The following is a 12520-nucleotide window of genomic DNA, read 5'->3' on the forward strand; positions in this document are numbered from 1 at the left end:
CAATTTTAGGGGAAAATTTGGAGAGAGATAAAGAAAAAAGCCTTATTTAAAGGCTTTCTTAGACTATTTGCATCCACCCTGAGGGAATCGAACCCCCATCTCAAGAACCGGAATCTTACGTGATATCCATTACACTAAGGGTGGAAACTTGTCTTATTATAACAGAAATTTGCTCTAATAACAAGTTTTTTATGGGTGGAGTATGTGTCCATTAGTGGGATGCATCACCATTCCAGATAGAGTTTTTCACAATCACATAATCAACGTGCTTGAGATCAGCAACCTTGCGTCCACCTGCGTAGGAAATGGCACTTTGCAGATCCTGCTCCATCTCAGTAAGGGTATCTTGCAAATGTCCTTTGGCAGGAAGTAAGATGCGTTTTCCTTCCACATTTTTATAAGCTCCTTTTTGGTATTGAGAAGCTGAACCATAGTATTCTTTGAACTGTTCGCCGTCGACTTCAATTGTTTTCCCTGGGCTTTCGATATGTCCTGCAAAAAGGGAACCAATCATGACCATGCTAGCACCGAAACGAATAGACTTGGCAATATCGCCATGAGTACGAATCCCTCCATCAGCAATAATCGGTTTGCGAGCCGCTTTAGCACACCAGCGAAGTGCTGCCAACTGCCAACCACCTGTGCCAAAACCAGTCTTGACCTTGGTGATACAAACCTTACCAGGACCGATTCCAACCTTGGTAGCATCCGCACCAGCATTTTCCAGTTCACGCACAGCTTCTGGTGTCCCAACATTCCCAGCAATGACAAAAGTATCTGGTAATTCCTTCTTGATGTGCTGAATCATAGAAATCACGCTATCCGCATGACCATGAGCAATGTCAATCGTGATGTATTCCGGAGCATCAGCCTTGAGCTGGCTAACAAAGTCATACTCGTAATCCTTAACACCAACAGAAATGGAAGCAATGAGCCCTTGATCGTGCATGCGTTTGATAAAAGGAATGCGCCCCGCTTCATCAAAACGGTGCATAATGTAAAAGTAACCGCCTTTAGCAAGTTGTTCTGCTACGTTCTCATCCAAAATCGTCTGCATATTTGCTGGCACAACAGGTAGTTTGAAAGTGTGATTTCCAAGTGTGACACTTGTATCCGCCTCTGCACGGCTTTTAATCACACATTTATTGGGAATCAATTGAATATCTTCGTAATCAAAAATTGGAAATTCATTTAACATATCGATGTCTCGTTTCTTTTGTAATGACCTACCTATGCCTTCGCATCACTACGTCTTTTCCGACGTTTCCTTGATTTATTATAAATCAAAGTACAGTTTTTGTCAAATATTTGTAATAATCACATTATATCGTTCGGAAATTACTTATATAAATAGCAAAAAAGTGAAGAGATTACCTTCTCTCCACTTCTTCATCAATAATCGCTTTAAAATTTTCTTCTGAATTTTCCATCATTTTACAAAATGCACTATAGAATGAGGCATTCTGAGGGATTCGAATAGACCACTTCTTCACTTGAGCTCCATAACCAGCTACTTTTCCTATTTCACTATTTACTGACTGCTCCATACTAGGAAAAATCAGTCCAGCTTTCTCAGCTTTTAAAATATAAGAATAGGAAATCAGCTGGAATAAGTCCTCACGGTTGATTCCTTTTTCAGTATCTTCAAGTTTTTTATATTTTGCATCTAGAACTATTTTTAACTCTTTATGATAAAAATCTGGAAATACTTTTCTTTCACGATTAGAAAATACTGAAATTCCGTCCGTCTTATCCTTATTTCGTGGATGTATGAAATCTTTTGGCAACAGGGTGTAAATATACTCTTCCCAGAGCCAGGAAACATCAAAAAGAATACCATGGATTTTTTGTTCCTGATACCCTAGACCGTGCTTTTCTTGGCTTAGGATCATAAGACAAAGTTCTTGTAACTTTCTGTACTCGTGAAAGTATGCATGACGTATAGGTTTAGATTGATTTCCCCGAATAATCTTAGCACGATCAGCTAGTTTATAAGATGGGGTTACTCGCACGATTTCTGCCATATTTTCACGATTACTATCGAGTAGTGCTCCAAAACTTTTTTGAGTCTTTATGTACTCAAGCGTATGCCGAATCAACTGCATGAGGGGATTATCATAGGTGAACTCCCTCGTTGTGTAGGCAACATTTCCCATAAAAGGAAGATTTTTCTTAAGATGATTTCCAACATCTATCACCCCCTTTACATGACTATCGTTATGAGAAAATCTTTGGTATTCCTTATACAGACCTTTTCTGAGAGCTACTTGCAGATATTTTGGAAAGAGGTAAATCAAGAACTGATAAAGTTTATCCTCTTGAGATAGTCCAACATCCAAACTAGTCAGATTCATATTGAGAACCTTTTGTAAAAGATAATGCAAAAAATAGTCATCACCATTAATCGAAAAACGCGAGGAAATCGTTAATCTTTCCTGACCATATCCAAGAAAACCAATCACGTTTCCTGTCTTGATTTCCTGATTAACTGTTTCCAAAATCTTTTGGTCCTTATCTAAATCAGGAGAATTCATCAAATCATTTGGAAAAATAAAAATACTGTCCTCTCTAGAAAGGTTATCTAGTGTTATATCAAGGAGTGCTTGACTTAGTTTGGGATATTCTGCGACAAAATCTTCTTTAGCAATTCTATGCTGATTATCAGTTATCCGCATTATCATCACCAGTATCTTGCTGATCTGTTCGCTCGTTATTTGTCAGCTCAAATGCTTTTTTCAATGTTTCCAGAGTTTCAAATTCCTCATAAGAACCACGTAAATAATCTTCCAAAAGTGGTTTGAGATAATCAGACCAGAGTAATTCATAGTTAAAATCTACATCCTTCAATTTAAGGAAATAACTTGGTCCGATATGGTAATGACTGTTTAATTCCTGAATATTTTCGATAGCAGTATTCAAGTTCCTTAGTCGGATTTTAGCTTCTTCAGCATCTTCACCTAGTTCTTGATCTAGAATATAAAGTTGACTTTCAGCCATAACTTCAACAAAACGGAAACGACGACGCATAGCAAAATCAAAGGTATCCACCGAACGATCAATATCATTCATAGTTCCGATGATGTAAACATTTTCGGGGATATAAAACTTTTCATCCGTCTCATGTAAATTAGCATACTGGGTAGAAACACTTCCCTTTTCACCACGATAGCCAGGGTCAATAGAGAAAAAGAGTTCACCAAAAATCTTAGAAATCTCACCACGGTTGATTTCATCAATGATGAAAACGAATTTCTTGTCTGTGTCAATTTCTGTTGGGGAAACATAGTCTTTCAAACCAAATCTCTTTCTCAATGTTTCTAGGATAGTTTTTCCACCACTTTTGTAGTATTCTTGCTTATTATAATTTTTATCTTTATACAACTCGTAAACATATTTGCGAGGTAGTGACCATCCTGGAACACCACTATCATAATTTACTGACAAATTTTGTCTACTATTAACAGATAAGTAAGATGTTTTTGTTATATATTCTTTTTCTTCAGCAACATTTATATATTCTAAGTAAGAATCCCAAGCCTCATCAAAATTATCTTGTCCTCCAATCAATTGGGCTTCTTTTGCTTTCTGACAAAAATCTTTAAAAATACCGTCCTGTAGCCTAAACTCAATAGCTCCATCGCCATTTGATACCGGTCTCAAACCCTCTACAAAATCCGTATAATCATAAGATGGGTGAAACTGTACAAAGCCGATTTGATCTTCATTACCACCCGTTAGCTCTGCCGCAATTTCTTTAGCAAGATAAGTTTTTCCTGTGCCAGGAGCACCACGGAGGATGAGGTTTTTGGATTGTAACAAGATATTACTCAAGGGATGATGAATATTATTTTGTTCAGACATTTCTTTCTCTCCTTGCTTATTATCACTGTCTATAAAATCTTTTGAATATTCAAATAAAATACTACCCAACATTGAAGATTCTAGTTCAGGATATGTTTTAGAAAACAGTTTACAAATCTCATGATTCTGACGATAGGGCCCTCCTTGATTGCTTTGGGGAATCAACCTATTCCAAAATTCATTCTGGCTATTCATATTTACTCCTAAAAAAGAAGGATTCTCAGAATAAATACAAAGTAGTTTTGTTACCACTGCAGAACGCCTAATAAATTCATTCTTTGACTGTTTCATGTCAAAGATAGGATTATTGAAATCCAACATTCTACCAGCTTGGATGATCTCATACAAATCCGATTTTAATTTGTTAAATCGGCCTTCTAGTTCCGATTCTGGAATGATTTTATTTGCTTGATTCTTATAGCTTTTGGTATCCTCATTCCAATAAATACCAAATTTTGAAGAACCTCCTCCACCAATCCCCATAAATAATGATTGGTACTTTCCTGTCTCAAGAGCATAGCAAAAAGAATTACTTTTAGCACCTTTCCCAATGACATATTCATCGATAGACATGGTTAAAATTCTATCAAGTGGCCATTCTTTAAGAAATTCTTCACGTAATTGTTCATTGTGAATACTATATTTAAATGCATCTTCTCTTAATCTTATTTTATTTTCTTGATACCAAGCATAAAAATCTTCCAAGCTAACCTTTCTTTTATCCATCAATCTTACTCCTTTTATAATAATGTTCGAATAAAAAACTATATATTTCATATATAGAATATCATATCCTATATAAAAAGAAAAGAATTTCTAAAGAAAAAGCCTAGAGTAGAGGGTTTTATTCCCTCATACCACTAGACTCTTTTTTATCTTAATAATACTCTCCCTGACGGTAGTCCCATGAATTAAAGGTATCTGACAGGTGCATCATGATTTTATCTATGTCAAGCCCTTTACGGATAACGACTGGTGCTGGTGAGATTGAACGTGCTCCACCTTGTTCTGGGATGAGATTGCCGTCTTTATCAACCATAGACACCATCACGCCTTGCTCGTAGCGAGTTTCGATTGTTTTGTCAGGTTGGATGGATGCCACGTAGTCGTCTGCCTCGATGACAAGGTCCACTGCTCCTTCGATACGTTCTCCGATTCCTTCTACCTTACCACGGTTTCCTTTTCCAGATGGGTTGGCAGATGAGGCATAAACCATCTTGCCTTCTTCCCAAAGTTTGGCAGCCAGTTGTTCACCAGCTTTACCAAATTTGATGACAAAACAGCTAGTACCACGAACGTCTGTCATGAGTTCTTCACGACCATCCCCGTAAGCTTTGAGTTTTTTAAAAGCTTCTGGTTTCCAAGGAAGAATACAACCAAGTAGAATGTCTTCGTTCCAATGTTTTTGGTAGAAGGCTTCAATTTCAGGATTGAGTTGTGCTAAAGCACGAAGCTCGTCCATGCTACCACAAAGTACAACACCTGGTTTGTTACGGTTACGCTCTTTAGCTTCAAATTTGCGTTCAAGACCTGCCTTATCGCTCGTCATGATGATGTAACCAACTTTGGTAGGGCAAACGATACATCCGCCTTCACCTTTTAAAATGTCATAGCCTTCTTGAGAAAGTGTTCCCGTCCATTGAATGTGTTTTGTCATAGTTCTATTTCCTTTTCTATTTATTCTATTCCTGCCAGTAGGCTGGTCGTTGTTTTTCATAGGCAGCAATCAAGTCTTCATACTGCAAAGTAATTCCGATATCATCCAAACCATTTAATAGCTTGTGTTTCCATTCACTATCGATTTCGAAAGTGAATTCTCCAACTGGTGAGATGATTTTCTGTTGTTCCAAGTCTACAGTTACCTGGTCGGTTGGTTTGAGTTGGGCTAGCTTTTCTCTAACCTCCCTAGGCTGAACAATGGGCAACATGCCATTATTGAGTTCATTATTGTAATGAATGTCACCAAAAGACCCTGCAATCACGACCTTAAAACCGTAGTCTGCTAGAGCCCAAGCCGCGTGTTCTCGGGACGATCCTGCGCCAAAGTTGTCCCCTGAGATAAGAATACTGGCTTTACGATATTCAGGTCGGTTAAAGACAAAATCTGGATCCTCTGTGTAGTTATCGTCCAGATAACGCCAAGCATACATGAGGTACTTACCAAAGCCTTTCTTATCAATTAACTTGAGAAACTGCTTGGGAAGGATTTGGTCAGTATCAATGTTATCATTCATAAGAGGAACGGTCGTTCCCGTATAAACTGTAAATTTCTCCATATCCTCTCCTTACTGGACCTCTGGCATTTGCCGAACATCTACGAAGCGCCCTGCGATAGCCGCCGCTGCTGCCATGGCTGGACTGCAGAGATGGGTCTTAGCTCCAAATCCTTGTCTGTCTTCAAAATTGCGGTTACTGGTTGAGGCACAGTGGACCCCATCAGGGACCTTGTCAGGATTCATCCCTAGGCACATAGAGCAACCTGGGTCCCTCCACTCAAAGCCAGCGTCTAAGAAAACCTTATCCAAGCCCAACTTCTCAGCAGCTCGTTTCACAGGACGAGAGCCTGGTACTACGATTGCTGTTAGATTGGGAGCAATTTTCTTCCCTTTAACAAATCGCGCAGCCAGTTGTAAATCGCTGAGACGAGCATTGGTGCAAGAGCCGATAAAGATATAGCCTAGCTCAATATCCTCTGGCTTTTGACCAGGCTCCAAGTTCATGTAATGATAAGCTCGCTCATCATTCATATCCTTAATTTCTGGGAAGCTACTGTCAAAGTCAACCCCCATAGCAGGATTGGTTCCCCAGGTTACCATAGGAGCCAAGCCCGAGACGTCCATCTGGATAACTTTATCATAGACAGCATCCTCATCACTGACAAGGGTTTTCCAGTCAGAAACAGCCTCCTCAAAAGCTTCTGGAACACATTCTCGTCCCTTGAGATAGTCATAGGTGGTCTGATCCGGATTCATGATCCCCATCTTAGAGCCAAACTCGATGGACATATTGCAGATGGTCATTCGCTCTTCCATGCTCAGTGCATCAATCGCTTCCCCACGATATTCCACAACATAGCCAACACCACAGGCGACACCGTACTTGGCAATCAAGGCGAGAATGTAATCCTTGGAATAAACTCCTTTTTGAGGAACTCCAATGAATTCTACTAACATTTTCTTGGGTTTGACCTGCCAGAGTGTCTGGGTAGCAAAGACATGCTCAACCTCACTAGTCCCAATCCCAAAGGCGATGGCTCCGAAAGCTCCGTGTGTAGCCGTATGGCTGTCTCCACAGACGATGAATTTTCCTGGTTGAGTTCTTCCAGTTTCTGGTCCAACCATGTGAACGATTCCCTGCTTTTCAGAACCGTGGGCTGCATGTTCAATCCCAAACTCCTTAACATTTTCAGCTAGTTTGTCAATTTGCGCTTTAGAAATCACATCTCGAATATCATAGATATTGACCGTCGGGACATTGTGGTCAAAGGTTCCAAATGTCAAGTCTGGTCGTCTCAATCTGCGACCTGTATCTCGCAATCCTTGAAAAGCCTGAGGACTGGTCACCTCGTGAATATAGTGTTGATCCACATACATGAGTTGGGGCTGCCCCTCTTCTCCTGTGATGACATGGCGGTCCCATAATTTATCAAAAATCGATTTTCCTGCCATCCATTACCTCCAAATAAAATATAAGGCTACTAATGTGATCACCATCCCGAGAAACCAAACTGTTTTAAAATACCATTTTCGAGTCTTATGGTGAAAGGTGATTCCTGCCAACCAAGCACCAAATCCACCACAGACAAGTGCTATAGTCAAGAGAATTTTCTCTGGTATCCGCCAAAAACCTCTCCTTGCCTTGGATTTGTCAATGCCATAAATCAAGAAAATCAGCAAATTCCAAATCAAGAGGACAAGCGTGATTCCTTCATTTATCTTCATAATCTTTCAATGATGGCTTCTGTCATTTCCTTGGTTGAAGCCTGTCCTCCTATATCTCTTGTTAAAATGCCAGCCGCTAAACTAGCTTCAACAGCACGCTCGATACGCTCCGCATCCTCATAACGTCCAAAGCTGTCTCTCAGCATCATGGCAACTGACAAAATCATAGAGATAGGATTGGCAATTCCTTGACCTGCAATATCAGGTGCCGAACCATGAATAGGTTCGTAGAGGCTTGGACCTTTTTCAGAATGACTAGCTGACGGCATAACACCAAGTGTGCCAGATAGAACGCTTGATTCATCAGATAAGATATCTCCGAAAAGATTCTCTGTCACGATGACATCAAATTTAGCTGGATTGGTAATCATGAGCATAGCAGCTGAGTCTACCAACTGGTGTTCCAAAGCTACATCTGGGAAATCCTCTGTAACTTCCTCAGCTACTCTGCGCCAGAGTTTTGATGTCGCTAGAACATTTTGCTTATCTATACTAGTAACGATTTTTCTCCGACTTCTTGCGATTTCAAAGGACTTGCGAATAATCCGCTCTACTTCCTCATAGCTGTAGTCGTTGATATCACGCGCTTTGCGCTCTTCAAGGATATGATCTCCAAAGTAAATCCCACCTGTCAACTCACGCACCACGACAAAGTCTACACCAGTAATTCGTTCCGGTTTGAGAGGTGACAAATGCTTGAGACTGTCAAAAATCTTAACAGGGCGAATATTAGCATAGAGATTGAGTTCCTTCCGAAGAGCCAGCAAGCCTTGTTCAGGCCGAATCACTGCCCCATCATACTGAGGACTACCGATAGCCGCAAGGAGAATAGCATCTGCTTCTCTACATGCCTTGAGGGTTTCACCAGGTAAGGGATGCCCCACAGCATCAATACCCGCACCTCCAAAGGGGCGTCTGTCTATCTCATAGTCAAAGCCTGTTTTTGAAGCTAGAGCTTCCAGAACCGCTAAACCAGCTTCCATGATTTCTGGACCGATTCCATCCCCTGCTAGAGCTACTATTTTCTTTGTCATAGCCTTCTCCTTTACACACTAGGCATGTCTCGGTAGGAAACGCTGCGCCCCATCTCACCTGCATTCTCTTTTTGAACAAAGGTATTGGCATTGATATAGGCAATAGCGGAAGCCTTCAATACATCGAAATCAAGACCTGCTGCGTTAAAGATGGTTTCGGTATCTCTGTTTTCAACAGTGACCAAGACACGAGCTTGGGCATCGATACCATCTGTTACTGCGTCAATAGTATAGGACACCAAGCGGACAGATTGGTTAAAGAATTTATCGATAGCGTTAAAGATTGCTTCAACGGAACCTTGCCCTGTCGCATTGAATTCGACTTTCTCACCATCCATATTTGCTAGGCTAACGAGAGCTTCAATGTCATTATCTGCATGAGTTTGAAGTTGTAAATCATCAAAGTGGAAGCCTTCTGGGTTTTCAACCATGGTACCAGCGACCAGAGCTCGAATATCTGCATCTGTGATTTCTTGTTTCTTATCGGCCAACGCCTTGAACTTAGCAAAGAGTGGTTTGATATCCTCTTCTGTATAATCTAGGGCCAGTTCTCTTAGTTTTTCAACAAAGGCATGGCGACCAGACAATTTACCAAGCGGAAGACTATTACTCTTAACCCCGACCAATTCAGGTGTGATAATCTCATAAGTGAGAGGATTTTTAAGGACTCCATCTTGGTGAATACCAGATTCATGAGAGAAGGCATTGCCACCAACGACGGCCTTGTTTTTAGGAACTGGAATACCAGAGAAGCGAGAAACCATTTCTGACGTATTCATTGTTTCATCCAAAACAATATCACTAGTTGCTTGGAAGAAATCCTCACGAATCTTCAAAGCAACAGCTACTTCTTCAAGAGCAACATTACCTGCGCGTTCACCGATACCATTAATAGTTCCCTGGACACGTCCAGCACCGTGTTTAATTGCTGTCAAAGTATTTGCAGTTGCCATACCGAGATCATCGTGACAGTGGACACCAAAGACAACTTTATGATCTGATTTAATATTTTCGGTCAAGTGATCAAAGATGCGTGCAAACTCTTCTGGAGTCGTAAAGCCAACCGTGTCAGGGATATTGATATAAGTTGCCCCAGCGTCCACTGCTGTCTGCACAACTTGCAAGAGGAAATCCAACTCTGTTCTAGTCGCATCTTCAGGAGAGAATTCGACGATTTCAAACTTAGAACGTGCATAAGAAACATGCTCCTTAATAGCTTCTAAAATCTCTTCCTTGCTCTTATTGAGCTTATACTTGCGGTGAATCGGACTGGTAGCGATAAAGACATGAATTTGTGGATACTTGGCATCCTTAAGTGCCTCATAACAAGCATCAATATCAGATTTTACAGAACGAGCTAATCCTGTCACTGCTGTTTTTTTCATGGTTTTAGCAATTTCTTGAACGGCTATAAATGAATCTGGACTAGCAGCCGGAAAACCAGCTTCAATTACAGAAATTCCCCATTTCTCCAGCTGTCTTGCAATGGAAACTTTTTCCTTTATTGAGAAGTTAACACCAGGTGTTTGTTCCCCATCACGAAGGCTTGTATCAAAAAATTCAACTTTACGCATATGATTTCCCCTTTTCCAAATGTGGTTTTAAAAAAACATCTCGCTTAGAAACCCAAGCGAGATGTTGATTAACTCCCGCTTGGTAAGCCAAACAGGACTAATGCTTTTGCACTAGCCCGAGTACCTCAACAACAAAGTAAATTGGTTAAACTTAGCTGTTTTCATGTTTGACTTTCTCCTTCGTTTGATATCTTGTCTAGTATTCTAGCATAGCTAAAAACACTTGTCAAGAAAAAATCCATTATTTTCTGAAAATTTCTTCAGTAAAGAATATTTTGCTAATTGAAAGCATTTGAAAACTCAAGCGAATTTCCCTATTTTTTCACGGATAAGTTCCAACTTCTTTCTATCAATTCCAGTACCATTTCATCTGACAAAGTATCATCAAGTGCCAGACTAAGCCAGTAGCGTTTGTTCATATGAAAGGCTGGATAAATGCCTTTTTTTGAAAGCAAATCGGCTACTTGGTCGTGTTTAAGGTTAACTGCTTCGACTAGCCCTTCTCTGCCCTTTTCCAGCTTATCCCATGGGATTCTCATCACAACAGCATACCACTTTTGATTGTCTTCATGTCTTAACACTGCTGTATCAGGCGATTTTTCCCACAAATACTCCAACTGATTACCATACTTTTCCTGAACTTTAGTCATGATACGCTTAGTCTGAGGACAGATAAAATCCTGAACATCAAAGCAAACCTTCCGAATCTGGTAAAGAATCTCCAAACAAGCCTCACGGACACTTCCGACAAAACTTCCCCTCATGCTTTCCATGTGGACTTGAGGATAGAGGTCACCAGTCTCCTTATCAAAGACCTGAAAACTCACATTATCCGTTGTGATGGACACATTCATGACAAAGTCGCCATCCAAAATCTGGCGACTATAGTTCCAGACTTCCCCATTTTCTACAAAACCATAGGCATGAGCTTTTTCTTTATTAAACTGATAGGATTTAAAAATTTCAAACATAAGTGAAAACTGCTACCGAAAGCTAGCAGTTCCTTTCTATTTTTTAAAAGACAACCTTAGTTCCATGCAATTGTGTCACGCCCAGCTTGTCAATAAAGGTTTGACGGTTGTCCAAGTCAATCCCCCCACCTGGTAAGATTTCAATTTTACCAGCTGCATGTTCCAAAATTCTGTGATAGTGTTCAAAACGTTTCTCTAGCGAGTCCCCAGACACACCAGCACGAGTTAAGATACGAGTGACACCAGCTTGGCTGAGCCAGTCAATGGCCTCTAATTGCTCTTCATCACTCAATTCATCAAAGGCCATATGGAAGACAATCTCCATTCCTTTAGATGCGGCAATCAGCTTCTCCAGATTAGCTTTATCCAACTTCTTATCAGCAGTTAATGCTCCAAAAACGACTCCTTGACTTCCAGCCTGCGCAATCAAACGGATGTCTTCCAGCATAATTGCTATTTCAAAATCAGTATAGACAAAATCGCCACCACGGGGACGAATCATAGTCATAATGGTCGTATCGTAGTTAGATGCCAGTTCAACCGCTGCCTTGGTCACTCCATAGCTAGGTGTTGTTCCTCCTACTGCTAGATTGTCACAAAGTTCGATTCGACGAGCTCCAGCCTGCATCGCTTTTTCAAGCAAGGTCACATTTTCAGCACAAAATTCGTAAATCATTTGATTCTCCTTGATCTTTTCTTTAAATTTATTATATCATATTATTTTAAATATACTTTCATTTTTATCAAGGCAAATACCTACTATTTTTATCTATTCTTTGTCAGGAATGACTTTAAAGAGATAGTAGGTGATAAAGATGGTCAAGGCTCCCAGACCGATTTTGACTGGCAAAAGAGGGGCAAAATAAATAGAAATCCCCATCAAGATATAGATAGATACGATGATTTTTTTCTTTCGTTCACGCGCGATAGACTTGGTCTCGCGAAAGTCAGCAACATAAGTCTGATAGAGCTTGGTGTGATACAGCCAGTCTTCAAATCGCTTTGAAGACTTGGAAAAGCAAGCGATCGATAGCAAAAGGAAGGGCGTTGTTGGCAAGAGGGGCAAGGCTACCCCAACAATAGCCAAGGCTAAAGAAATAAAACCAATACCAAGGTAAATAATACGCATGTCTTCTCCT

The 12520-nt window shown here is 40.4% G+C and carries 12 protein-coding genes and 1 tRNA gene; all 13 read right to left on the reverse strand.

Features of this window, described 5'->3' with window-relative positions:
- Nucleotides 1–72: 72 nt before the first annotated feature.
- Nucleotides 73–144 (reverse strand) — tRNA-Arg (locus tag HMPREF9188_RS05860).
- 67 nt (nt 145–211) lie between these two features.
- A complete protein-coding gene (locus HMPREF9188_RS05865) occupies nt 212–1198 on the reverse strand; it encodes a GMP reductase (protein ID WP_000931163.1) in 987 nt (328 codons plus the stop codon).
- Nucleotides 1199–1370: 172 nt separating this feature from the next.
- Entirely contained in the window at nt 1371–2675 is a 1305-nt protein-coding gene (locus tag HMPREF9188_RS05870) for an McrC family protein (protein WP_009730235.1), read from the reverse strand.
- Nucleotides 2662–4587 (reverse strand): McrB family protein, encoded by a 1926-nt coding sequence (locus HMPREF9188_RS05875; protein WP_009730236.1) that lies wholly within the window; start codon nt 4585–4587, stop codon nt 2662–2664. Before HMPREF9188_RS05875 ends, HMPREF9188_RS05870 begins: the two co-directional genes overlap by 14 nt.
- Before the next feature lie 151 nt (nt 4588–4738).
- Nucleotides 4739–5518, reverse strand: a complete 780-nt coding sequence (locus HMPREF9188_RS05880) for an L-threonylcarbamoyladenylate synthase (protein WP_009730237.1) — start codon at nt 5516–5518, stop codon at nt 4739–4741.
- Between the two features lie 25 nt (nt 5519–5543).
- Nucleotides 5544–6137, reverse strand: coding sequence for a 3-isopropylmalate dehydratase small subunit (leuD, locus tag HMPREF9188_RS05885; RefSeq protein WP_000410641.1), 594 nt, complete (start codon nt 6135–6137; stop codon nt 5544–5546).
- Between the two features lie 9 nt (nt 6138–6146).
- Nucleotides 6147–7529 carry a 3-isopropylmalate dehydratase large subunit gene (gene leuC / locus HMPREF9188_RS05890; protein WP_009730238.1) on the reverse strand — a complete coding sequence of 461 codons (1383 nt, stop codon included), beginning with the start codon at nt 7527–7529 and terminating at the stop codon, nt 6147–6149.
- A 3-nt stretch (nt 7530–7532) separates the two neighbouring features.
- On the reverse strand, nt 7533–7802 hold the full coding sequence (locus HMPREF9188_RS05895; RefSeq protein ID WP_009730239.1) for a DUF1294 domain-containing protein: 270 nt from the start codon (nt 7800–7802) through the stop codon (nt 7533–7535).
- Nucleotides 7799–8836 carry a 3-isopropylmalate dehydrogenase gene (gene leuB / locus HMPREF9188_RS05900; protein WP_009730240.1) on the reverse strand — a complete coding sequence of 346 codons (1038 nt, stop codon included), beginning with the start codon at nt 8834–8836 and terminating at the stop codon, nt 7799–7801. The genes HMPREF9188_RS05895 and leuB overlap by 4 nt, the downstream gene beginning before the upstream one ends.
- Nucleotides 8837–8847: 11 nt before the next feature.
- Nucleotides 8848–10410: a 2-isopropylmalate synthase gene (locus HMPREF9188_RS05905; RefSeq protein WP_009730241.1), complete on the reverse strand. Its 1563-nt coding sequence runs from the start codon at nt 10408–10410 to the stop codon at nt 8848–8850.
- A 314-nt stretch (nt 10411–10724) separates the two neighbouring features.
- The gene (locus tag HMPREF9188_RS05910) at nt 10725–11381 is read right to left on the reverse strand and encodes an MmcQ/YjbR family DNA-binding protein (protein WP_000461562.1); all 657 of its coding nucleotides are present in this window, start codon (nt 11379–11381) and stop codon (nt 10725–10727) included.
- Nucleotides 11382–11424: 43 nt separating this feature from the next.
- Nucleotides 11425–12057: a copper homeostasis protein CutC gene (locus HMPREF9188_RS05915; protein WP_009730242.1), complete on the reverse strand. Its 633-nt coding sequence runs from the start codon at nt 12055–12057 to the stop codon at nt 11425–11427.
- Between the two features lie 93 nt (nt 12058–12150).
- Entirely contained in the window at nt 12151–12510 is a 360-nt protein-coding gene (locus tag HMPREF9188_RS05920) for a YbaN family protein (RefSeq protein ID WP_009730243.1), read from the reverse strand.
- Between the last annotated feature and the right edge of the window lie 10 nt (nt 12511–12520).

Source organism: Streptococcus sp. F0441 (assembly GCF_000314775.2).
GTDB lineage: Bacteria > Bacillota > Bacilli > Lactobacillales > Streptococcaceae > Streptococcus.